Raw genomic sequence first — 23,073 nt, 5'->3', positions numbered from 1 at the left:
AAATGGATGGTATAAATATGCGCACCTTTATATTAAGTTCAACATGTTAGGTTAGTTTATATTTAACATAGGGCTACTCATGGCACAAACAAGTAAACCCAATGGAACTGGCGTTGTGAGAATCATCAATGCCACTCGTTGTTCGATAGAGGGGTTAATTGCTGCATATCAAGAAGAAGCCGCATTTAGACAAGAGCTTTATTTAATACTGATATTACTCCCCTGCTCATTTTTTGTGGCTAAAAGTATCACACATTGGGCATTACTCATTAGTGTGTTGCTATTGGTGTTGATTGTTGAATTACTGAATTCGGCAATCGAAGCCCTCACTGACAGAGTCAGTAAGTCCCACCACGTATTATCGGGCAGGGCAAAAGATATGGGGTCTGCCGCAGTTACACTTACTTTATTGATTGTTGCGCTCATCTGGGGAAGCGCTGCCGTTGATTATTTTATCTAGGGGCTGTTGATCTTTCAGGTTCATTTTTGCAGCAGTTTGATTGGCTTTTATACAAGGCAGAGACTGCGTAGCATGGTTATTCCATGTGAGTCAGCCGATAACATAGTAGAAAAGCCAATCAAGCGCTGCCTACTGGTTCTTTTGAGCGCCCTTTTCTCTTTGTTGCTTAATATTCGCTTAGATCACTAAGCCACACATTAAGCGCCGCGATAAAAGCACGCTCCAAGAGAGCAAAAATAGAACAGCAAAGATCAACAGCCCCTAGTTATTAATCAGAAAAGCCGCGATATACTCGCGGCCTTGTTACTTACTTCAATAATGATAAAGTCGTTTACTCAAAGAGTCGTTTCACATCTTGCACATCAATATTTGCTGCTGGAATTGATAACTGATAACTCTCAATGTGCTTATCTTCATTAATTAAAGTATCAGGTTTATCTGAATTATACTTCATAGGAGATACTTGCTCAGACGCCAAACGTTGTTGCATGTCTTTACCATCCCCAGTGATGAATACGTAATGCATATTCTCTGTTTGTAGTGTCTCTTTAATCACCCGATTTACGTCATCTACCGTTAAAGTGGCCAATTGCTTGCGCACATACTCAACGAAGTTCCCAGTATTATAATACTCCCCGTCTAGGGCATACCCTAATTGGCGACTTTGGCTCGCAACAAGTTGCGGTACAAAATTACTCAAAAAGTTACGCGTCGCATTAAAATCTTTGTCACTCATACCATTGGCAATCAGTTTATCTAACTCAAATTGTGCAACGCGTGTTGCGAAGTGTGCATCATTATTTGAGCGTAATGGACGTAACCAGATTTGAAATATTTGCTCCGAACGCCCTAAGTTCGCATCAGGTTTTGTCTGGAACATGCCGCGTGGGAAATACTCAATATAAGCGTAATCCCCATAGTTCATGCCACGGGTTTGGCGAATACGCTTATACAAGAAACTGTTTGAACTACGGTGCTCACCAAAGTATGAGCGGACTAACCACAGAGCAGTCCAATCTTTAGAGCTACGAATTGTATCTATTGGAAAGCCAAAAGACACCGCCGTTGACTTTGCACTTTTCTCTACAATTGTTGCATGACGACCGCTTAATACTGGCGCATCTGGCACCATTAAACGCGCTTCTTCCCCTTTAGGTAATTTAGCTAAATCTTGTAACATCTGTGCTTTAACTGTATTTGAAAGCTCACCAGTAACCCCAACATTGAGTTTTGCTTGGGTAAACTCTCTCTGATAGAACGCTTTCACATCTGCAAGTGTTAATGCCTCTAAATCTGACAAATCACCGAAGTTGTAACTTTCATATGGATGACCTTGATACAGTTTGTGATAAAGCACTTCTTTACCAAGCTCTTCATCATTAGATGATTTTAACCCTGATTTAATCCCATCGATAAGCTCTTTCTTTAGACGTTTAAAATCATCCTCTCGAAAACCAGGCTCTAACAACTGTGCGCTAATTAAATCATACCATTGCTGCGCATTGTCTTTATGAACACGGCCATGCAATGAAATCATTTCTTTATCAATTTGATACCCAAAGCTACCTGCGATTGGATATAACGCAGCTTGAATTTCTTTGTAAGATTTAGTTTGTGAACCTCCATTGGCGATCATGGCAGCCGTTAGTGCTGCAACACCTTTTTTACCGGCAGGATCCGCAGCTGCACCGGTATAAAACAGTAAATTCACATCAACAAGCGGAGAGCTATTGGTTTTATCCAACACCTTGAAGTGCTGCTCTACTGGCTGTTTAACTTGATTAACAAGCACTGAAAGTGGTTTCTCTTCTTCGAAGCCTGATACTTTCTCTAAATCTGACATTGTCACCGTTGTACGGTTAGTGTCTACAAAATACTTATTCGCAACGGCCCTAATATCTGCCGAGGAGACCGAATCTGCTGATGAGTAAAGTTGATTTATCACTTCAGGGTCTCGCTTAAAATGCATATATCTGGCAAGCGTTGAAGCAATGGCCTGCGATGAATCTAGGCCATTAATAAAGCTATATTTACGGTTTGATTTTAGTGCGGCTAGTTTATCTTCGTCCACTAGCTCAGTGCGCGCTTCGGCGTACGTACGATTAACGGCATCTCTCACTCGGGCTAAGTCTTGCTCTTTCTCAACTTTAACAAACACATGCAATAATCCTGGATCTTTAGTTTCAGGGTTATACGGAAACATTTGACTGGCGATTTGTTTATCAACCACAAGCTCTTGATAAAGTGCTGAGTTCTCACCAAAATACAGCTCTGAGATCAAATCCAATGCCGCTCGGTCTTTCTTTTCTGGTAACCATGGCGCGCCTTTATAAGAAACCAATAACCAGTGTCCAGGCATACCTTCGAACTGCTCATGCACGTACTTTGCTTCAGTTTGCTTTGGTTCAACCGGTACCTCAGCCTTGAAGTCACCTTTTTTCCAGTTCCCCCAATGTTGCTTCACTGCATTCATTGTTTCTTGTGGGTCAACGTCGCCCACAATGATCATTGACACATATTCAGGTTTATAAAAGCGCTCAAAGAATGTCTGTCCGTAGGCCATTTGATCAGGCATCGCTTCAATGTCTTCGAAAAACCCCATAGTCGTGTGTTTATAGGTATGTGTATCAAAGGCTTCTTTACGTACTGCCGACAGTAACTTGCGAACCGGATTTGCATTGTTCTTTAAGTATTCACCTTTTACAGTCAATGCTTCAGTACGAAACTGCTCTTCTGTATAAGATAAATTTTGGAAAATATCCGCTTCAATTTCAAGTACTTTATTCAAGTGCTCTTTTGAAAAGCTGAGATAATAGTTCGTATAATCATTGGTTGTATATGCTCGATTGTCTACACCCGAATTTTTCAATATATCTGAATACACATCTTGCGGATATTTTTCAGATCCTTTAAACATCATATGCTCAAAGAAATGGGCAAAACCAGTTTTACCCGCTTCTACTTCATCACGAGATCCCACTGATACGGGGATCTGCAATGAAACAACGTCTGGATAATCCGTTTTCACAATCATCACCCGCAAGCCATTATCTAATTCTTCAATGACATATTCTTGCGAAAATACTTTGTTACTTACCGCTGCACTCTCTGCTGTAACGACATTTTGTTTACTGTTATTACTTATACACCCAGTTAGTGCGAATGTAACCGCCAAACTCGTTGCCAATAATTTAAATTTCATATGTGTTCCTTGCTCTCAATTTTTATAATTAGCGCTATTAGCTAACTCAACAGAGCAATTATGCCGTAAATTCTCCCGACTTTTACCGGAACTCGACAGATAAATGTAAAAAAATATGTCGATAAATTACAGCAGCATGGCTTAGTTCATGAAAATAATTCATGTTTATTGAATAAGTTTCAACAAATAAATCTATCTAGACGTCTAAATGGCTGCTATATTTACACTATCAAAATGACCTAGGCTGGAATGAGGATTATGGCTTTATCACTGCAAGAGAAAATACAAGACCCTAAACAAGGTGTGTACCTTATAGGTACAACCCCGCCAAAAATTGGGACTGATAGAGCGCAATTGGAAACCATCGCCAGTAAATTACTCGGTCGATTACACGAAATCGAATATGATGGCGTTGTCATCTACGATATTCAAGATGAAAGCAGCCGTACTCAAGCGCCTAGACCATTCCCATTTAAAAATACCGTAGATCCATGTGAATATAGTCAATTAATTAAAACACTTTCTCATCTTGATGTGATCACATATAAAAGTGTTGCACAGCGTGATGCATCCGAATTTAAAAACTGGTTAACCAACAGCAAAGATAAATTTGATCTCAATAACCTCGTACTTGTTGGCAGTCCATCCTCTACTGGCAACATCAAGTTAAGCTTACCAGATGCTTATAAAGCACTTTCAGAGCATCAAGAGTCATTCTTCTTAGGTGGTGTAACCATCGCTGAACGCCATGCAAATAAAAAAAATGAGCAACAGCGATTAATCGAGAAAACGGCTCAAGGGTGTAAATTTTTCATATCTCAAGCCGTATATAATGCTCAAGCCACAATCGACTTAATCACCAGCTATGTCCGTACATGCAAGCAGCAAGGGATCACACCACAACGTATTATTTTAACATTCACTCCCTGTGGTGGACAAAAAACGCTAGAGTTTATGGAGTGGTTAGGGATCTCTGTGCCAGAGGCGACAAAATGGCGCATGTTAGACTCAGCAAGTCCTTTGAGTGAATCCATACGTATTTGCCGAGAAAATCTAGATTTAATCTTGCAAAGCTGTGCACACTTAGATATTCCGCTAGGGTTAAATATTGAAAGTTTAACTAACCGTAAAGAAGAAATCGATGCATCTATAAACTTATACCGATTACTCAAAGCGACCATGGAATTAAACTTAGCTGAAAAGCAAATTGCATAATCATAAAAATTTAAATATAGAGTCGTTATTAGACCTTACGCCGTGCCGTTTTTGCTTGATACATCGACTTGTCAGCTTGGGCAATTAATTGTTCTAAATCAATGAACTTTTCATCGGTTACGGCACTACCATAACTAAACGTTACTTTGGGCAATGCATTACGCGTCAATAATAATTCAAACTGTTCTTCTAGCCGCTTCATTAATTCAGAAATCCATTCACCATTTGGTCCTTGCACAAACATCAAAAACTCATCGCCACCTAGCCTACCAGCAAGATCATCATCTCGACTGACGCTTGTTATCGCTTGTGCAATACTACTCAGTACTTTATCGCCTATGATATGTCCATATTGATCATTTACCGCTTTAAAATCATCTAAGTCAATGAAAATACAATAAAAATACAACGCCATTTTTAGCGCAATATCACGTTTATGTTCAGCCAAAGTAACAACTGCACGACGATTATAAATATTGGTCAGTGGATCTAGCATCGCAATCGTGCGCATTTTACTAAAGCGGTGCATCAATATAAGATCATCTTCGAGCATATCTCGCAGATGCTCAATTAACTCAACCATACTGATATCATATGATGTGATTTTAAAGTCCATCACACACAGCGTACCGAAGGCGCTACCGTCAGGCCAATGAATAGGAACCCCTAAGTATGACTCAAAACCATCCTCGCTCACTTCAGGGTTAGAGTCCCACTCTGGATTAATACTCGCATTACGCTCGTACAGTGCCGCATTTTCCGCCACCACTTTTTTACAAAAAATATTGGTTTCAAGGGGGATTAACCCACCAACAGAATAAGGGTTTTCGCTGTTTTTATTTGCAACCAGCACCGAAAAGCCCGCTTCCTGTGCCTGTACAATAAAACCAGCCGGTACATTAAAAACTCTGGCCATTAAATCAATGGTTTTTTGCCACTTTGCCAATGTTTCTTGAGATTTTGTTTGCTGTAATAGCTCAGGATCTGTGCTCATTCGACAACCTCTTAACTGTCTATATGATTTACTCTAGCACCAATTAAGTATAATAATAAAACCCATATACTGTCGCACCAAAAATAACATTATCTCAATAATTATCGGCGACGGCGGTGCGCGCTCTTTCCTAAAATATGCTTTTTATCTCTTTGCTTTCGTGATTTGGCTGAATTCTTTCGATTATCTTTAGGCTCTTTTGTTAAATCAGGTTCATAGCCTTGCAACCATTGCGGTGTTAAACGCTCACCAAGCAGTACTTCCAACTCTTCTAATAGCCATTGTTCATCAATACTCACTAAAGACAAAGCGGTGCCTGCTTTCCCCGCACGGCCCGTGCGCCCTATACGATGAATATAATCTTCGGCTACAAATGGTAATTGCGCATTAATAACATAATTTAAATCAATGATATCAATACCACGAGCCGCAACATCCGTTGCAACCAACACACGTGTTTTTCCAGATTTAAACTGCGCGAGTGCTTTGTCTCGCGCGCCTTGCGATTTATCACCATGAATTGCCAATGTTGCAAGCCCATCTTTATTGAGTTCTTTCGCATATTCATCAGCCATATTTTTCGTTCTGGTAAAAATAAGCACTTGTTGCCAGTTATTTTTCCCTATCAAATGCGACATCAATTCTCGCTTGCGATCATCATCCACAGCATAAAACAGCTGTTCTACTTTTTCCGCTGCGCTATTATCAGGGTCAACTCCAACTCGTTGCGGCTTTGTCAGCCATTGAGCCGCCAGCTTCTGTACTTGATCATCTAACGTCGCTGAGAAAAGTAAAGTTTGCCTATCTCCTGATAAATGACGCATGATACGTTTTATTTCACCAATAAACCCCATATCGAGCATGCGATCAGCTTCATCAAATACTAAGTGAGAAACACATGCTAATTTCAATGTCCCTTTTAATAAGTGATCAAGAAGACGCCCTGGTGTGGCCACCACAATATCAACTCCTGCCCTTAGCGCTTTTTCTTGAGGGCTGATATTCGCTCCCCCATAAATACACGCAACTTTTATGCCCGTATGCTGGGCATACGCTTGAGTATTATTCGCAACTTGCTGTGCTAACTCTCGGGTAGGTGCAAGTACCAAAGCACGAACTTGTCCACTATGCTCAGGTACTTGCAATAACTGATGTAAAATTGGCAATATAAAAGCGGCCGTTTTCCCCGTGCCTGTCTGAGCCGTCGCCAAAAGATCTCGTCCAGCTAAAATCTCAGGAATACTTTGTTGTTGTATCGGCGTCGGAGTGGAAAAATTAAGCGTGTTTAACGCCTGATTAAGTTCAGGGGCTAATTGCAGAGATTGAAATGACATGGAGGCTACTCACAGACAAATAAAGTGGCCGAAGTATAACAAATGCGCGCCATAGATGCGCGCATCTAACATTGCTTTCGCTTAGTTACAATGTTGCTTTTCTATTGTTGTAATAGGCAATTAAGTCATCAACAGTCTCTTGACAGTATGGCCTAATCCCAGATACCAACATATGCTTTTCACCTCGGCCTACTAGCTTTCCACCATTAAGTAGCTTGAAGCGCAAAATAATCTTACCGCGCTTGCCTTCATAGCTAAACTCAGGCGTATCAGACTCCAGTTCAACAGCTTCTAAATTTGTATCATCCAAATGAATCGCCATTGATTCGTAAATCACCATAGGTCGAGCAGGATTGATCATGACATTTTGCTGTGCCATGAGCGGGATAATTACATGCGGAAAGGCTGTTCCAGAAAACTCGACATACTTTTTCGTTAAACTCTCAATAAGACTCGGACAAAGATTAGCATCCCCATCACGTTTAACTGACATCATGACTTTGTCATTTGAGGTGATATCAAATTCTTCATTTCCTTGCGGAAAATTCAATTGAGATGTTTCATCAACCATACCTAAGAATGAAAAGTGCATATTGTCGCTGATACCATAACGCTGCAATACTAACGCAAAGAGTAAATCACCAGGTACGCAAAACTTTTTAGCATCAACATCATGAAGTGGATTAAAATCATCTGCGATTTGTTTTGCAAATTGACTACCTTGCTCACGGGTGATCACCACGTGCTCGCCTTGTTCTTGGTAAAAACGACTTAACATATATTCTTTCTTTATCAGCTATAAAACCGCGCTATGTTATCAGAATATTTACAAAAAGAGGTCGAATCTGTTGAAATTTAAGTATAAAAAAAGCCACAAACGGTAAATGTGGCTTTTTATAGATGTAATTCAAAGAATTAGATTATGAGTTTGGGTAATCCCTATAAGCTTTTTCTAGCTTTTTAGCTTGCTTTTTCGAGACACCAATATGTGCAAGCGCCACACGCAAACGTGCGCGGGATAGATCGGAACCTAAGATTTCCATTGCATCTAACACCGACGTAGACGACGCTTTCCCCGTCACAGCAACAAAAATTGGTTCTAAAAACTCTTTAATTTTGAGTTCATGGAAAGTTGATACTGATTTAGCAATGGCAAAGATTTCACTTTTTTCCCAGTTACGTAGCCCTTCGAGTTCCCAGATAAAAAATTGTAGAGCTTGACGTACAGTCTCTTCCTCTGCTTTACCTGCGGTCAATAATGCAGGGTCATACTCAGGAATACCGCCAACAAAGTGACCCGCTAAATCAACCAGGTCTGATAGCGTATTAATACGTGCTTTTGCTTCAGGCAAAATACGCGCGAGTGTTTGACTATTAAACTTCCAATCAACAAAGCGCTGGATAAGTTGTTCGTCAGTCAAATTTTCACGGATCCAAAGACCATTTAGCCAGCTTAGCTTATCGACATCAAATACTGGACCGCCCAATGAGACTCGCTTCATATCAAAGTGCTCTATCATTTCTGCTAGCGTGAACTTTTCACGCTCATCAGGCATAGACCACCCCATTCGACCAAGATAGTTCAGTACAGCCTCAGGTAAAAAGCCCATCTCTTTATAATAATTGATAGAGGTTGGGTTCTTTCGTTTGGAAAGCTTCGATTTATCTGGGTTACGTAGTAGTGGTAGGTGGCCTAATACCGGCGCTTCCCAACCAAAGTCTTCATAAAGCTTTAGCAATTTAGGAGCGGAGTTAATCCATTCTTCACCACGGAAAATATGACTGATCTGCATATGATGGTCATCGACCACGTTCGCCAAGAAATAAGTTGGGAAACCATCCGCTTTTAATAGCACTTGCATGTCGACATTTTCCCACGGGATCTCTATTTCATCGCGCAAGTAGTCATTAAACTTAAACGTGCCTTCTGTTGGGATCTTCATACGAATAACGTAAGGTATACCGGCTTCTAGGTTTGCTTTAATTTGCTCTTCGCTTAAGAGTAAACCACGTCCATCATATTTTGGACGTAAGCCCTCAGCCATTTGCTCTTCTCGCATTTGGTCTAGCTCTTCAGCTGTTGCAAAACAATAGAAAGCTTTCCCCGCTTCAACTAGCTGGTGTGCATATTTTTTATATATGTCACTACGTTCTGATTGGCGGTAAGGGCCAAACTCACCACCAACATCAGGACCATGATCCCACTCAAGGCCCAACCAACGTAAGCTATCCATAATTGCGAGTTCTGACTCTGAAGTGCTTCGCACCTGGTCTGTGTCTTCAATACGTAATACAAACTCACCACCTTGCTGTTTAGCAAAACAGTAATTAAACAGTGCAATATAAGCGGTGCCTAAATGCGGATCACCTGTCGGTGACGGGGCTACACGAGTACGGATAGTCATGTGGATTCTCTTAAATATCAGACGATAAAATATGGGTTGATATGCTAGCATATCAACCCATATTCTCAAATTTTCTCATTGTTCATTGAACGGCAAATTATGCAGCGTTATCGAGCTTTTGTAGATAGCTGACAATATCACTTGATTCATATAACCAAGTTACTTTGTTATCTTGTTCAATACGTAGACAAGGCACTTTTACTTTGCCGCCTTGCTCTGCTAGTTCTTGGCGATATTGTGCATTACCTTTGGCATCACGAGTTTCTATTTTTAGCCCTTCTCGCTTAATCGCTCGACGCACTTTTACGCAAAACGGGCACGCTTTAAACTCATACAGTTTAAACTGTGCCGTTTGTGTATCCAGTGCCAATTGCTGTTCTGATGGGCGCTTTTTACTGCTAGGTGTAAAAATAAAATCAAGTAGTAAGATTATGCGCCCGAGTAACCAACGTACAAATTTCATGTTTATTCCCATGTCTAAATTATAGGGCAATCATATCACAAGCTAAAACAATTCAATATCGCTATGGATTGGTTCTAAGGGCGCTATGTTTAAATCATCAAAAAAAGTCATTTTATTACGACCATGTTGTTTAGAATAATACAACGCCTGATCAGCTTGGTGGACTGCCTCTGATGTTTGTCCAATATTAACCAAAGCAACAAAACCGCCACTGACCGTAATCGAACCCACTTGTGGGAAACGAGCTGCTTCAATCAACATCCGAATCCGCTCTAGTCCGTTAAATGCAGTGGTAGGACATTGGCTCGGAAACAAGACAGCGAATTCTTCCCCACCATAACGAAATACATAATCTTCAGCTCTAAAACTACTTTTTAATAATTGCGCCACCAGCAAAATAACTTCATCGCCAATAACATGACCAAATGTATCATTCACGCCTTTAAAGTTATCAATATCAAGCATCGCTAAGTACCAGCGACGTTCAGCATAACCTTGACGCATTGCAGCATGGTTATCACGAGCGACAACACTTAAAACCTTTTCTTCAAAAGTCTGCCTATTCAATAACTGAGATAGAGGGTCAATACACGCATAATGCAGCGTAGACAATTGTTTTACAAATACATTAAGTAAGTGCGCTATTAAAGACTCGAGGGGAGAGATTAATTCATCTTCTATCAGTTCAATAACCAAAAAGCCCAGTATATTATTTTCGAATTTAGCCGGAAAAATACCTTTCCTATGGTAATAATGTACTTCTACACTGGGTTTTAGCTTCTCTAACCGCTTTACCTGAGATTCAATATCTGCCTCAGTAAGCGTTTCTTCTAAATAAGTAAAAACTGTATTTGGTATTTGTTGTGGTGTAAATTGCTTACAAAAAAGCAATGCGTAAGCGTGATTACCTTGAGTAAGATGCTCAAGAATTTTGTCAAAACACGCATCAAGTGCACATTCGCTTTTTTGATCCAATAAGCGAGCGGTTAACTCATGGCCACACTGAGTCGCTATCGTCATTTTAAGCCTCTCAAATACCCTTGAGATTATAGCTTAGTCTACCCTACACATTTTATGCAGTGACTATATACATTCAAGTAGCACCATATCGTCCCTATGAAGCACTACATGTGATGATTTACAGCCCAGCTCATCCTCTATTTCTGAGCTGTGACACCCCTTAATGATACTCAATTCGCTGTCTGAAAAACTGCACAGTCCTTTTGCAATGACGTGACCATGCTGATTCTTAACCATCACCAAATCACCTCGCTTAAACTCACCTTGTGTCGAAATGATCCCTTTAGCTAACAAACTCGCTCCACTGTCAATTAAAGCCTCGCATGCACCTAGGTCAATAATCAATGCGCCGCTTGACTTTGGTGCAGATAAGAGCCATTTTTTTCTGCCTTCGACCGGCGCATCGAAACGCACAAAAGTCGTGCTTGGTGCATCATTCTTCATTACTTTAGTAATAATATCGACTTCGCTACCTTTCGCTATCACCGTTTCAATCCCAGCTCTTTGTGCAATATCCGCAGCTTGAAGTTTCGTCGCCATACCACCAGTGCCTTGATTGCTCCCCCCGCCTCCAGCCAAAGCGCGCAACTTATCGTCCACTTTGCGCACTTCTGCAATTAACTTTGCATCTGGATCATTCCTCGGGTCTGCAGTAAACAGCCCCACTTGATCAGTTAGTAACATTAATTTATTTGCATTGGCCAGTATCGCTACCATCGCCGACAAATTGTCGTTATCTCCCACCGTTATTTCCCGCGTAGAAACCGCATCATTTTCATTAATGATTGGCACGACATTATGATGTAATAATTCATTTAAGGTATCTCGAGCCGTTAAATAGCGCGCTCTATGCTCTACGTCCGCCCGAGTAAGTAACATTTGTGCAACAGGTATGTTGTATAAAGAAAAGAGCGTTTGCCAAGTGTAAATGAGCTGGCCTTGCCCGATGGCAGCTAACATTTGTTTCTCTTTTAATGAGCTGCCACAAGGTTTTGGTAACTGAGCACGACCCGCCGCTACCGCTCCGCTCGATACAAGGACCACTTGATAGCCTTGGCGTTTAAGTTGTACACACTGCCGCACAAGTTCGACCATACGCGGCTTATTTAAGGTTTTCTCACCTGCCGTCAGTACGCTTGTGCCCAATTTAATTACAACTATCTCACTTTTCATGCTTCCTCCTGCTCAACAAGCCATCATTTATAACAAAGAGGAAAAACTGTACAAGTAAATTTTGCTCATGTTACTTTTGAGCAGTTGTTAATAATTGCATAAAACCACCATTTTTCGCACGATTACACGCTGATTGTATACAATCACTAATATAGTCGCGCTAACCTCGCTAAAATGGTATATTTGTTTCTAGAACAGTGATTTATTTAGTTATATTTTATACTAAAATATTTTATGCTTGCGAGTCGGTGAAAATGATTTATCAAATGATCCATATCAAGCCTTGTAACAAAAAGGTACGTCATAGTACGCCCCAAGTCTCGGAGGTTTTTTAATGAAGAAACACTCAAAACGTAAGGAGCTAATTATGCTCCCATTATTGTTCGTTGCTATTTTACTTTGCATTGGCGGTCATTTTATTCTGCAACCAAGCTATCAGGACAGTTCTATCGCTGAATATAGCTTAGCTGCACTCCCTTTCATCCTATTTGCTATTGTTATTATTGCAATCAAAATGGCAATTAAAGCTGAGCAAAAAGACCCGTAAATTACAAAATATGATACCCAAACCAATCTGGTGTCAGCGGCTTACTTTTACCACTGGGTGTTAATTTAATGAAATATTTTTCATCTAATAAATCTATTGCAAAACAATCGTCCACATCATGTAAGTTATCTTTATGGAGGTGACTTGCTCCCACTAATAATTGTGCATAAGCTTGATTTTTTGCCTCTTGAACACTCCTCGCAATAAACAAAGCAAAATCATGCTGCTCAGCAAGATCCGTGGGGTGATACCCACCCATATTAACAAAGTACAGCTTTTCAGACTGCGAGATATGCTCGGTTACCAAATTCACTTCATAGCCATTGATGTGCGTAATTTCAGTATAGCTATCAATATGCACCGCATTTTTATCCCCAACCCATTGCGCTTTCAATTTCGGGTAACATTGTTCAATGTTTTCACCGATAACAAACCGTACATCATGCATTTCAATATGGCACCCGGTAACTCGCCCCCCTAAATAAACCATAAACAATTTCATACTGCCTCTCCAAACAAATGCGATGCCATTTAACCTTACTCTTAACTATCTTATAAACTGAATAACCGATTCTATATTAATTTCCCCCTAGATCGAGTTATCCAAACCGCCTATTTTTCTTAACCGACATAACTATGCAATCAATTGAGCCATAAGAAAAATTACGTTAAGGTGGATAAAATAATAAATCACTCATAGGCAAGTGAATGATAAAAAGTTTATTTCTCAGCATAAGCATACTTGGCGCTTCATCCTTTGCATTTGCGCAAACAACCCTTATTCACAACATACAAGGCTATACGCCAACCAATGCGGGTGCCCTCGCACAATTTAGCGTACTGGTATTTAAAGATGGGAAAGTCGTTAAAACAGGCAATGATCTTACGTTAAAACAATTCCCTCAAGCGACCCGAATTGATGGCCAAGGCAAAACCCTCCTGCCTGGATTAATCGATGCCCATGGTCATGTTATAGGGCTTGGTAACAACTTACTTCGATTAGATATTAGGGGAAGTCGCTCGATTAAAGAAGTCGGAGAAAAGCTCGTAAGCTATGCCAATAAAAACCCAGAAGGTTGGCTTATTGGTCGCGGCTGGGATCAAACTTTATGGCCTAGTGGCAAGTTTCCTACCGCTGCGCAGTTAGATAAATATATATCAAACAGACCTGTGGTGTTAACCCGAGTTGACGGGCATGCAATTTGGGCCAATTCACAAGCGATGAAACTGGCTAAAATAGAAGCTCATACCCAAGCACCAAAAGGTGGCGAGATAATCAGAGGTGCCGACGGGTTACCAACTGGGATATTTATCGATAAGGCAGAGAACTTGGTTAATCAGCACATTCCCACGACTTTGCCTACGCAAAGAAAACGCGCCTTAGAAGTGGCTGGTAAACATTTGCTCAGCTTAGGGATCACTTCAACTCATGACGCCGGTATCGACTACAATACATGGTTGTTATACCAAAACTATGCGAAACAAAAAAAACTGCCTCTGCGTATTTATGCAATGCTTGGCGCAAATGATGACAAGTTAGAAAACATGTTAAAACACGGCGTTATAAAAGACACGCAAGACTTTTTGTCTATTCGTAGTGTTAAAATATATGCGGATGGCGCTTTGGGTAGTCGAGGTGCAGCACTTATCAAGGATTACCATGATCGTAAAAACTATCAAGGTTTAATGCTCGAAACTCAACCAAAATTAGAAGCTTTACTTACACAGAGCTTCAAACATGGGTTCAGTGCTCACACCCATGCAATTGGTGATAGAGCAAACCGTATTGTACTAGATGCGTATGAAAACACCTTCAAATCAGTTGGGGGAAAGCTGCTTAGAAACCGCATTGAGCACGCCCAAGTTGTTCACCCGCAAGATATACCACGCTTTAAATCGTTGGCCATTATTCCATCTATGCAACCTGTTCATGCCACATCAGATATGAATATGGCGCAATTGCGTTTAAGCGATGCACAGCTGCAAGGGGCTTATGCGTGGCAAACATTTATCAAACAGGGCAGTAAAGTAGCATTTGGATCAGACTTCCCCGTTGAGTTAGCCAACCCCTTCCATGGCTTATATGCGGCTATAACAAGAATGTCTCGGGCGCAAAAACCTAAAGGTGGCTGGCGAGTCAATGAGGCAGTAACCAGAGCACAGGCCTTGCGCGCTTTTACACTTGATGCGGCTTATAGTGAATTTAGAGAATATAAAACCGGGAGTTTAGAACAAGGAAAATGGGCAGACTTCATTTTAATTGATAAAGACTTTATGAATATTGACCAGCATGAAATAGATGATATTCAAGTTGAACAAACTTGGATCGCAGGAAAGTTAAAATACCAAGGTTAATTGTTATATTATTAACTGCACGGTACTAGGGGCTGTTGATCTGTCAGGTTCATTTTTGCAGCAGTTTGATTGGATTTTATATAAGGCAGAGGCTGCGTAGCATGGTTACTCCATGTGAGTCAGCCGATAACATAGTAGAAAAGTCAATCAAGCGCTGCCTACTGGTTCTTTTGAGCGCCCTTTTCTCTTTGTTGCTTAATATTCGCTTAGATCACTAAGCCACACATTAAGCGCCTCGATAAAAGCACGCTCAAAGCGAACAAAAATAGAACAGCAAAGATCAACAATCCCTAGTCAGTACGGTGCAGTTTTATTAAATGGTAACTGTTTACAAGCGCTAATAGTGCGTTAGTAAACGCCACAGGCCAAGCTTCTATCATGACTCCATAGATAGCAAAACATATACACCCTGTTAAATTAAACCACCGTAATTTAACGACATTGCTCATCATCAGTGAAATTACCAAAAAAACTGAGGCAATATAGCCTAAATATTCCCAAGTCATTTGTTCTCTCCCATTAGTTGAGTTAGCATAGTCAGCTGTACAAAATTATTGCTGGTGTGATTAAGCCTAGAATAAAAAAACTAACTCACAAACCCCTTATAGAATTAGGACTAAGTAAGCTCTAACACGGGAACGGGGGCATTTGCATTTTAGCAAACCGCTGGTGTGAGTTAGCGAGAAATCAAGGACTTCATGCTATCGTTATTTATCACCAATAAATAGGACAATTGTCCGAAGAGCCATCTAGATGTTTCAATATCATTTTTCCACCGATCTTGTAGAACAATTATTAAAGTTCGCGGGTAACGGATTTTTACATAGTAAAAAAGACGTATTAATTCATCAAGATGAGCCACTAAGCAAGTTAATCTTAGTACGCAGTGGTACTGTATCATTCAGCTATGATGTGGGTAACGGTCGTCGTCTCCTACTCGGACAATTAGATTGTAATAACACCCTCATTGGTGAAATTGAAGCACTCAATCAACACCCTTGTATTTATACAGTCACTTGCCTTAGCGAGGTGAAGTACAACCTGATTGAGTTAAAGCATTGGCGCCAGCTATTGTTAGATCAACCCCAGTTGAGCTTATACACAGCACAGTCTATTGCCGCAAAATTCACCGAAAACCAAAAAATCAACCTAGATAAATTGCTGCTCCCACTCAGCTATAACATTGCTAATGATTGTTTATTGCGTGCCGAAAACAACCATCCAACCATGCTGCGAGCTTACCCAACGGTCAATGCTGAAGCCGAACGTTTTGCGACAACGGAGCGAGCTTATCGACGCGTGGTGTCTGAACTGGTTGAAAAAGGATTAATAGTACGTACCAGTGATGGCTTAAAGCCTGTGGATATCACTTTACTTGAAGAGTTTGTTGATAGCTTCTCCCAAATTTAAGCTCAGTGTACAAAACGGTATGTTTTGTACACCTTTATCATACTTTATTTAAAAAGGTCCTGAATTTTAGCTAAATCAGATTTGCCCGCAATAATCTCATCTGGGGTTAATCCAGATAATTCATGCGGGAACACCAGCCATTCATCTGACTCATGAATGTAATAGTCTGGCTTCATGGGCACTTTGGTATTTTTCGGCTTATAGTACGGGCACGCAACTCGGATATCTCTTGGTAAGTTTAAGCGCATCAGCTCGCTGAGTTTCTCTTTTAACGCAAATATACTGCGACCTGAGTCAAATACATCGTCAACAATCAGCAATGAATCTCCGGCATCCGCATTTTCTATTATATAGTGTAAGCCGTGCACTTTGATTTCTTTTGACTGCTTACCTATTCCATAATATGACGATGTACGCACAGCGATATGATCTGTTTCAATGCCTTTATAATCATAATACTCTTGCACAGCAATACCAATTGGAGCGCCGCCACGCCAAATACCAATGATGAAATCTGGGCGAAACCCATCTTCATACACTTGTGCTGCAACACGAAAAGAATCTTCTAACAATTGTTGTGCGGTAATATAGCACTTATCTGACATACCAAACCCCGTGGAACTATGCGAATTAATCGCCAATTTAGATAAGCTAGTTTTACAACATTGAAGTTAAATGATCACTTCGCTGAGAAAACTGGCATAAGTTATAACCGGTAATTTTAGCGCAGATAAATAAAAAATGCTTTAGCTTCTGATAATCGGTTGAACTACATCAAGAATATAGAAAAATAATGGGGGAAATATCAAGACTTCATTGAACACCGAAGTCTTGATTAGTCAAAAGGTATTCGTTAGATGCCTTCTACCATTAAACGTGTATCTGGCAAATATGATAGATGAGGAATAGCCAAATCGGGGCGTTCCATACGACTCACAGCATTCAATGCAGCCGCAATTGCCCCCTCTTGCCAACCAGGCAGTGATGACAGCTGATCACCAATAACGAAGAAGTTTGGTGCACTTTTACCTGCAGCTGAATTAATTCCACTCCCTTGCGTCAATGCATTGAAATGCGTAACAGCCTGGTCACCCACCACATGCCATTGTGCCCAGCCCCCTTTGATATATGGCATATTTTGCCACGCAATGGCTACACCGTGCTCCAAGCCATGCCCAAAGGCATCTCCGAATAGCGTCGCACCAGCCTTTGCTTTGTCCAAGCGCTCTTGAACCGACAAACAACCCCAATCAAATGCCACCTTTGAAAAGTTGTAGGCACCAGTCAATACCCCTTTTTGATCATGATAGGCCGTTGATGGATACCAAATTTGTGTTATTTCATCGTTTGTCCATGAAATCCCGCCAAAAATAGGGACTACACCGACTTCAGAGTCGGGTACCGTCAATATATCTTCATTACTGATATTATCGTGACGAACTTCAACACTCGATCCTTGCCATAGCGACCTATCAGCTTGCCACCCTACTTTGGTTGTGCAGGCCAAAAACTTCGCGGCGTACCCTTGGGTTGGCACATTGAATTGTGATTGATAAACCGCATGCAATGCCTGTTTGAAGCTTTTATCTAATCCAGTCTCAGTATCTAAACTTTGTAAGTCGTCATCCAATATCTTGCTCAAAAATGGCATGGCCATGTTGCTAAAACAATAATCAGCATAAATGTGCTCAACCGCTTCAGTGCCCATTTTACTTACTGATATATCAAACTGTTGCCGGCTCTCATCCCATTGAATACATTTTACAGGACTATTTAACTGAATATTGCCCCCTAAACGGCTCACTTCTCGTGCAAAAGCATGTTGCACTTGATCCATACCTCCAACAGGCTGAAATAGCGTGTTTTGCCATAAAAAGTCAGCTGGTTGATAAAATTTAGTTTCTGCCCAAAAATTTGATTCAAGCAGCGAGTCAAAACTTAACGGCTCTGCGGTTCGACCGGCCTCGACGCCCGGCAATACTGTATAACCGGCTCGAGAACGCCCATTTTCCATGCCATTCTCTCCTGCCGTTACTTGATACTTGCCTTTATATTCACCAGATGGCACCAACTCCCCAAACGAAATCATCAGATCTTGTAACTGCCCAGCACGTTCATCCACCTTTTCGGCGGCAACACCACATTCTGTCGCTTTAATTAAACTATGAGCATTTTCATAAACCATCTGGGCCAACCAGCCGCGTGTATTATGATCTAAGCGCCTATATACCAATGGCAAACCTGCAAAACTATCTTTCATCTGTACTAAATTTGATTCACTATTCATTACATACACTTCAACATCGACGCCAAACTCTTTCAAATACGAAAGTAAACGTTTATGGCCTGATGGAATACGGCCTGGACCTGCATTTAAATACGGGCGACTGTCGCCTTTTGGTTGTTCAAAATGGACCATTTGTGTTTGACCTGGGGTGGAATTAAACAAGTCGCTATTTACATCTTCTGTCAACGTATCGCCAGTACGTAAACTTAAACAGCGTCCACCAGTGCGATTTTGTGCTTCGAGCACCACCACATCCATCCCTGTTTTTTGCGCTAATAACTCATATGCCGTCGTTAGCCCCGATACCCCAGCGCCTATTATCACAGCAGTTTTGCCTTGATACTTATGTGCCGAGAGTTTTACAGGGCCAGGCGTTAATTTTAATTGCAGGTTAGTCGCGTCATCTAACGCAGCATGCGCTTTAGCTTGGGGGTTGTTTTGATGAAATTGTGCTCTAGATTGATGTTCTGCCATTGGTTTGCTCCTTTAAAAACAATGTGGCGAGATGCACCAATGCTGCGGTTGTAACATTGTGCATCCTAGCTATAAAAACGAATCAAATCGTCTTACAAGATAGTTCACAATGTCGACAATGCGTATTACAGAGAATTACAGTCTACTTGCCCTGAGTAAAATGTTTCAGTGCGGTTTCTTCTGGATATTGCCGCGCTGAACTCACAAGCAATTATTTTTGCGTATCCATTGTCCAAAGTTTAGGTTATTTAACTAAAAACGGCCCATCACAATGGGCCGTTTTTATAGTCAAATAAATTAAGTACTATGAGGCTGTCCCGTCATTTTCTTCCTCTAAGCCTCCCTTACTTTCTAAGCTAGGGATTTCTATTTCAAATTCATCCACTCGCTGCAACCCTCGAGGTAACTTATTTCCACGTCTTCCACGTTCACCGTAATAATGCTCTAAATCACTCGGCTTCAATGTCAATTTGCGCTTTCCTGCATGTAAAGTGACTGCACAACCTTCAGGTACACATGCTAAAACCTTCACAAACTCTTCTCGGGCCTGTACTTTTGCACTTGGTATTGAAATGATCTTATTTCCTTTTCCTTTGGTCAACTTAGGTAAGTCACGTAGTGGGAACAACAACATTCGACCTTCATTTGAAATGGCCATACACATATCAGAAGCAACATCATGCACTTCAATTGGGGCAATTAACTCAGCACCTTTTGGCACGCTCACAAGGGCTTTGCCGTTTTTATTTTTACTGATCAAATCACTAAATTCAGTAATAAAGCCATAACCACCATCCGTTGCCATCAAGAGCAAGGTATTTTCTTCGCCCATGAGAACATGTTCAAAATTACATCCTGATGCCAGATTAAAACGACCTGTCATCGGCTCACCTTGGCTACGCGCAGAGGGTAAACTGTGAGCATCTGTCGCAAATGCGCGACCTGATGTATCTAAAAAAACGGCTGGTTGATTGCTTTTTCCTTTCGCAGCGCCTTTATACGCATCCCCAGAGCGGTAATTTAGCCCTTGCGCATCAATATCATGACCTTTGGCAACTCGTGCCCACCCTTTTTCAGATAAAACCACTGTCACGGCTTCTGATGGAATTAAATCCTTTTCACTGAGCGCTTTAGATTCTCCACGTTCAATGACTGGAGAACGACGCTCATCTCCATACAATTCAGCAGCCTCTTGAATTTCCTTTTTCATTAAAGTTGACATACGGCGCTCAGAGCCTAGCGTCAATTCAAGTTTATCTCGCTCTATAGATAACTCATCTTGCTCACCACGAATCTTTACTTCTTCTAGCTTAGCCAAATGACGTAATTTAAGGTCGAGTATAGCCTCAGCTTGACGATCGGATAACGCAAATCGCGACATCAGTTCTACTTTTGGTTTTTCCTCGGTACGAATGATTTCAATTACTTCATCGATATTCAAAAAGGCGGTCATTAAGCCTTCTAAAATATGTAGTCGAGCTAAAACCTTATCTAATCGGTGCTGTAAACGGCGCCTTACCGTATCACGACGGAAAATCAACCACTCAGATAAAATCTGACGTAAGTCCTTTACCTGTGGGCGACCGTCAAGTCCAATCATATTCAAGTTAACACGGTAACTTTTCTCAAGATCCGTAGTCGCAAACAAGTGTGCCATTAAGGGTTCAAATTTGATCCTGTTTGAACGGGGTACAATGACGATGCGTGTTGGATTTTCATGATCAGATTCATCACGTAAATCAGCCACCATAGGCAGTTTTTTCGCCGTCATTTGCGCTGCAATTTGCTCTAAAACTTTACCACCCGAACATTGGTGAGGTAATGCAGTAATGACGATTTCACCTTGCTCTTCAGTGTACACTGCACGCATTTTTATCGAGCCACGGCCCGTTGTATAAATCTTTTTGATATCGGCTTTCGGTGTAATAATTTCTGCATCTGTTGGATAATCAGGCGCGTGAACCACATCCAATAATTCATCTAACGTCGTTTTAGGTTTATCTAACAATAAACAACTTGCAGCTGCGAGTTCTTTTACATTATGTGGTGGAATATCTGTTGCCATACCAACCGCGATACCCGTCACCCCATTTAACAAAATATGCGGTAACCGTGCTGGTAGTACCTTAGGTTCATCCATTGTACCGTCAAAGTTTGGTGTCCAATCAACAGTCCCCTGCCCCAGCTCTTTTAATAAAACTTCTGCAAATTTAGAGAGTTTAGCTTCGGTGTAACGCATTGCCGCAAATGATTTAGGATCGTCAGCAGCCCCCCAGTTACCTTGCCCATCGACGAGGGGGTAACGATAAGAAAAAGGTTGCGCCATTAAAACCATGGCTTCATAACATGCACTATCCCCGTGAGGGTGATACTTACCCAATACGTCACCAACCGTACGCGCAGACTTTTTATATTTCGCCGACGCCGAAAGGCCAAGCTCGCTCATTGCATAAATAATACGTCGCTGTACAGGTTTCAATCCATCGCCAATATGTGGCAATGCGCGGTCCATGATCACGTACATGGAGTAGTTAAGGTAAGCGTCTTCAGTAAAACGCCCCATAGTCTGTTGTTCAATGCCTTGTAACGACAAGGCTTGAGGATCAGTCATGTAACACCCTATTTATTGTTATAGCGAATACGGTAAATCGCATTCGCATAATCATCCGATACCAACAAAGTACCATCTGCCAATTCAGCAAATGCAACCGGACGACCTAAGGTTTGCTCTTTAGATAAAAAACCACTTACCAGCGGCTCATAAGCGGTGACTTCACCGCCTTTAATTGTCGCCATCATCACACGATAGCCAACTTTTTTGCTACGATTCCACGAACCATGTTCTGCAACAAGCAAAGTGTTATGCCGCTCTTCAGGAAAGTGTGTACCGCGATAAAAGTGCAACCCTAACGGCGCTACATGTGCTTGCAATGCAAGTTTTGGCGCGCTAAAGTGCTGAAAATCCATTAAAGTTTTGTTTTTTGCATACTCAGGATCAAGTACACTGCCACCGTGAACGAATGGAAAACCAAAATGCTCTTGTGGCTTACTCACTCGATTGATTTCATCGGGAGGTATATCATCTCCCATCATGTCTCGGCCATTGTCGCTAAACCACAAATTGCCCGTTTTTGGATTTGTATCAAAACCCACTGAATTTCGAACACCTTGGGCAACCGTGGTCAGTTTCTTGGTGGTTAAATTCAGAGAAAAAATTCGACCAAATTTGGGGTCTTCCTCACAAATATTACACGCCACACCAACCGGAATAAGCAATTCACCATTATTGGCAAAACGAATAAACTTCCAGCCATGGTGCCGTTTGTCTGGCAAATCGTCAAACACCACATCATAATCAAACGACTTCGCTTGGCGCTTTAATTGCAGATCAATATCAGAGAAGCGAATAACTCGACTAACCTCAGCCACAAATAAATTGCCATTTTTCATTGCCAATCCAGATGGCATATTTAGCTTTTCAGCTAAAACAATTTTACGATCTGCTATGCCATCTTTATTATCATCAATTAATGCGTGCACTTTGCCTGCTTTTCTCGAGCCGACATATACGATGCCATTGGCTGACACAGCCATTTGCCTAGCATTATCAACATCTTGTGCGAAGTAGCTAATTTCATAACCACTCGGCAGTGATAGTTTGTCTAATATTTGTGCAGAACTTAAAGGTGCTAAAAGACAGCTTAGCAGTATCAATATGTGTTTCATATAACCAC

Annotated in this window: 19 protein-coding genes; 5 read left to right on the top strand and 14 right to left on the bottom strand. The window is 41.2% G+C overall.

The features are described from left to right. Positions 1 to 79 precede the first annotated feature (79 nt). Complete coding sequence (locus tag PAUR_RS03215; protein WP_192506379.1) at positions 80 to 460, top strand: diacylglycerol kinase; 381 nt, start codon at positions 80 to 82, stop codon at positions 458 to 460. 331 nt (positions 461 to 791) lie between these two features. On the opposite strand, the gene PAUR_RS03210 is transcribed toward PAUR_RS03215, so the two are convergent. Continuing rightward, positions 792 to 3,662 carry a M16 family metallopeptidase gene (locus PAUR_RS03210; RefSeq protein WP_192506378.1) on the bottom strand — a complete coding sequence of 957 codons (2,871 nt, stop codon included), beginning with the start codon at positions 3,660 to 3,662 and terminating at the stop codon, positions 792 to 794. A gap of 258 nt (positions 3,663 to 3,920) precedes the next feature. On the opposite strand from PAUR_RS03210, the gene PAUR_RS03205 reads away from it, so the two are divergent. Then, positions 3,921 to 4,877 carry a methylenetetrahydrofolate reductase gene (locus tag PAUR_RS03205; RefSeq protein ID WP_192506377.1) on the top strand — a complete coding sequence of 319 codons (957 nt, stop codon included), beginning with the start codon at positions 3,921 to 3,923 and terminating at the stop codon, positions 4,875 to 4,877. 28 nt (positions 4,878 to 4,905) lie between these two features. Here the strand turns inward: PAUR_RS03205 and PAUR_RS03200 are convergent, their stop codons facing one another. The 7 genes from PAUR_RS03200 to proB form a co-directional block, all read right to left on the bottom strand. Next, positions 4,906 to 5,871 (bottom strand): sensor domain-containing diguanylate cyclase, encoded by a 966-nt coding sequence (locus PAUR_RS03200; protein ID WP_192506376.1) that lies wholly within the window; start codon positions 5,869 to 5,871, stop codon positions 4,906 to 4,908. A gap of 101 nt (positions 5,872 to 5,972) precedes the next feature. Then, positions 5,973 to 7,205, bottom strand: coding sequence for a DEAD/DEAH box helicase (locus tag PAUR_RS03195; RefSeq protein ID WP_192506375.1), 1,233 nt, complete (start codon positions 7,203 to 7,205; stop codon positions 5,973 to 5,975). An 85-nt stretch (positions 7,206 to 7,290) separates the two neighbouring features. Beyond that, positions 7,291 to 7,983 carry a DUF3581 family protein gene (locus tag PAUR_RS03190; RefSeq protein WP_192506374.1) on the bottom strand — a complete coding sequence of 231 codons (693 nt, stop codon included), beginning with the start codon at positions 7,981 to 7,983 and terminating at the stop codon, positions 7,291 to 7,293. A 142-nt stretch (positions 7,984 to 8,125) separates the two neighbouring features. Beyond that, positions 8,126 to 9,610, bottom strand: a complete 1,485-nt coding sequence (gene gltX / locus PAUR_RS03185; RefSeq protein WP_192506373.1) for a glutamate--tRNA ligase — start codon at positions 9,608 to 9,610, stop codon at positions 8,126 to 8,128. A 97-nt stretch (positions 9,611 to 9,707) separates the two neighbouring features. Then, a complete protein-coding gene (locus PAUR_RS03180) occupies positions 9,708 to 10,073 on the bottom strand; it encodes a glutathione S-transferase N-terminal domain-containing protein (protein ID WP_192506372.1) in 366 nt (121 codons plus the stop codon). A gap of 42 nt (positions 10,074 to 10,115) precedes the next feature. Then, positions 10,116 to 11,093: a GGDEF domain-containing protein gene (locus tag PAUR_RS03175; protein WP_192506371.1), complete on the bottom strand. Its 978-nt coding sequence runs from the start codon at positions 11,091 to 11,093 to the stop codon at positions 10,116 to 10,118. Between the two features lie 63 nt (positions 11,094 to 11,156). Beyond that, positions 11,157 to 12,266 carry a glutamate 5-kinase gene (gene proB / locus PAUR_RS03170; RefSeq protein WP_192506370.1) on the bottom strand — a complete coding sequence of 370 codons (1,110 nt, stop codon included), beginning with the start codon at positions 12,264 to 12,266 and terminating at the stop codon, positions 11,157 to 11,159. 367 nt (positions 12,267 to 12,633) lie between these two features. On the opposite strand from proB, the gene PAUR_RS03165 reads away from it, so the two are divergent. Beyond that, positions 12,634 to 12,813 carry a hypothetical protein gene (locus tag PAUR_RS03165; RefSeq protein WP_404821667.1) on the top strand — a complete coding sequence of 60 codons (180 nt, stop codon included), beginning with the start codon at positions 12,634 to 12,636 and terminating at the stop codon, positions 12,811 to 12,813. A 1-nt stretch (position 12,814) separates the two neighbouring features. Here PAUR_RS03165 and PAUR_RS03160 read toward each other — a convergent pair whose 3' ends face one another. Next, positions 12,815 to 13,315 (bottom strand): DUF1543 domain-containing protein, encoded by a 501-nt coding sequence (locus tag PAUR_RS03160; protein ID WP_192506368.1) that lies wholly within the window; start codon positions 13,313 to 13,315, stop codon positions 12,815 to 12,817. A 206-nt stretch (positions 13,316 to 13,521) separates the two neighbouring features. On the opposite strand from PAUR_RS03160, the gene PAUR_RS03155 reads away from it, so the two are divergent. Next, positions 13,522 to 15,168 carry an amidohydrolase gene (locus PAUR_RS03155; protein WP_192506367.1) on the top strand — a complete coding sequence of 549 codons (1,647 nt, stop codon included), beginning with the start codon at positions 13,522 to 13,524 and terminating at the stop codon, positions 15,166 to 15,168. Between the two features lie 290 nt (positions 15,169 to 15,458). On the opposite strand, the gene PAUR_RS03150 is transcribed toward PAUR_RS03155, so the two are convergent. Beyond that, entirely contained in the window at positions 15,459 to 15,674 is a 216-nt protein-coding gene (locus PAUR_RS03150; protein WP_192506366.1) for a YgjV family protein, read from the bottom strand. 247 nt (positions 15,675 to 15,921) lie between these two features. Here PAUR_RS03150 and PAUR_RS03145 point away from each other — a divergent pair, with 247 nt between their 5' ends. Then, complete coding sequence (locus PAUR_RS03145; RefSeq protein ID WP_192506365.1) at positions 15,922 to 16,578, top strand: Crp/Fnr family transcriptional regulator; 657 nt, start codon at positions 15,922 to 15,924, stop codon at positions 16,576 to 16,578. Between the two features lie 44 nt (positions 16,579 to 16,622). Here PAUR_RS03145 and PAUR_RS03140 read toward each other — a convergent pair whose 3' ends face one another. The 4 genes from PAUR_RS03140 to PAUR_RS03125 all read right to left on the bottom strand — a co-directional run bounded on the left by PAUR_RS03140 (position 16,623) and on the right by PAUR_RS03125 (position 23,065). Next, positions 16,623 to 17,183: a phosphoribosyltransferase gene (locus tag PAUR_RS03140; RefSeq protein WP_192506364.1), complete on the bottom strand. Its 561-nt coding sequence runs from the start codon at positions 17,181 to 17,183 to the stop codon at positions 16,623 to 16,625. A 248-nt stretch (positions 17,184 to 17,431) separates the two neighbouring features. Continuing rightward, positions 17,432 to 19,339 carry a flavin monoamine oxidase family protein gene (locus PAUR_RS03135; RefSeq protein ID WP_192506363.1) on the bottom strand — a complete coding sequence of 636 codons (1,908 nt, stop codon included), beginning with the start codon at positions 19,337 to 19,339 and terminating at the stop codon, positions 17,432 to 17,434. Positions 19,340 to 19,643: 304 nt separating this feature from the next. Beyond that, positions 19,644 to 21,950: a DNA topoisomerase IV subunit A gene (gene parC / locus PAUR_RS03130; RefSeq protein ID WP_192506362.1), complete on the bottom strand. Its 2,307-nt coding sequence runs from the start codon at positions 21,948 to 21,950 to the stop codon at positions 19,644 to 19,646. Positions 21,951 to 21,958: 8 nt separating this feature from the next. Next, positions 21,959 to 23,065 carry a PQQ-dependent sugar dehydrogenase gene (locus PAUR_RS03125; protein WP_192506361.1) on the bottom strand — a complete coding sequence of 369 codons (1,107 nt, stop codon included), beginning with the start codon at positions 23,063 to 23,065 and terminating at the stop codon, positions 21,959 to 21,961. Positions 23,066 to 23,073 lie beyond the last annotated feature (8 nt).

Origin of the sequence: Pseudoalteromonas aurantia 208, assembly GCF_014858725.1 — a bacterium.
In the GTDB taxonomy this organism is placed as follows: domain Bacteria; phylum Pseudomonadota; class Gammaproteobacteria; order Enterobacterales; family Alteromonadaceae; genus Pseudoalteromonas; species Pseudoalteromonas aurantia.
Note: the sequence above shows the minus strand (reverse complement) of the source record. Positions and strands in the feature narration are given on the sequence as shown.

Coding starts and splice junctions, on each gene's coding strand:
- PAUR_RS03215 (WP_192506379.1), top strand. CDS start 80: ATGGCACAAACAAGTAAACCCAATGGAACTGGCGTTGTGAGAATCATC.
- PAUR_RS03210 (WP_192506378.1), bottom strand. CDS start 3,662: ATGAAATTTAAATTATTGGCAACGAGTTTGGCGGTTACATTCGCACTA.
- PAUR_RS03205 (WP_192506377.1), top strand. CDS start 3,921: ATGGCTTTATCACTGCAAGAGAAAATACAAGACCCTAAACAAGGTGTG.
- PAUR_RS03200 (WP_192506376.1), bottom strand. CDS start 5,871: ATGAGCACAGATCCTGAGCTATTACAGCAAACAAAATCTCAAGAAACA.
- PAUR_RS03195 (WP_192506375.1), bottom strand. CDS start 7,205: ATGTCATTTCAATCTCTGCAATTAGCCCCTGAACTTAATCAGGCGTTA.
- PAUR_RS03190 (WP_192506374.1), bottom strand. CDS start 7,983: ATGTTAAGTCGTTTTTACCAAGAACAAGGCGAGCACGTGGTGATCACC.
- gltX (WP_192506373.1), bottom strand. CDS start 9,610: ATGACTATCCGTACTCGTGTAGCCCCGTCACCGACAGGTGATCCGCAT.
- PAUR_RS03180 (WP_192506372.1), bottom strand. CDS start 10,073: ATGAAATTTGTACGTTGGTTACTCGGGCGCATAATCTTACTACTTGAT.
- PAUR_RS03175 (WP_192506371.1), bottom strand. CDS start 11,093: ATGACGATAGCGACTCAGTGTGGCCATGAGTTAACCGCTCGCTTATTG.
- proB (WP_192506370.1), bottom strand. CDS start 12,266: ATGAAAAGTGAGATAGTTGTAATTAAATTGGGCACAAGCGTACTGACG.
- PAUR_RS03165 (WP_404821667.1), top strand. CDS start 12,634: ATGCTCCCATTATTGTTCGTTGCTATTTTACTTTGCATTGGCGGTCAT.
- PAUR_RS03160 (WP_192506368.1), bottom strand. CDS start 13,315: ATGAAATTGTTTATGGTTTATTTAGGGGGGCGAGTTACCGGGTGCCAT.
- PAUR_RS03155 (WP_192506367.1), top strand. CDS start 13,522: ATGATAAAAAGTTTATTTCTCAGCATAAGCATACTTGGCGCTTCATCC.
- PAUR_RS03150 (WP_192506366.1), bottom strand. CDS start 15,674: ATGACTTGGGAATATTTAGGCTATATTGCCTCAGTTTTTTTGGTAATT.
- PAUR_RS03145 (WP_192506365.1), top strand. CDS start 15,922: ATGTTTCAATATCATTTTTCCACCGATCTTGTAGAACAATTATTAAAG.
- PAUR_RS03140 (WP_192506364.1), bottom strand. CDS start 17,183: ATGTCAGATAAGTGCTATATTACCGCACAACAATTGTTAGAAGATTCT.
- PAUR_RS03135 (WP_192506363.1), bottom strand. CDS start 19,339: ATGGCAGAACATCAATCTAGAGCACAATTTCATCAAAACAACCCCCAA.
- parC (WP_192506362.1), bottom strand. CDS start 21,950: ATGACTGATCCTCAAGCCTTGTCGTTACAAGGCATTGAACAACAGACT.
- PAUR_RS03125 (WP_192506361.1), bottom strand. CDS start 23,065: ATGAAACACATATTGATACTGCTAAGCTGTCTTTTAGCACCTTTAAGT.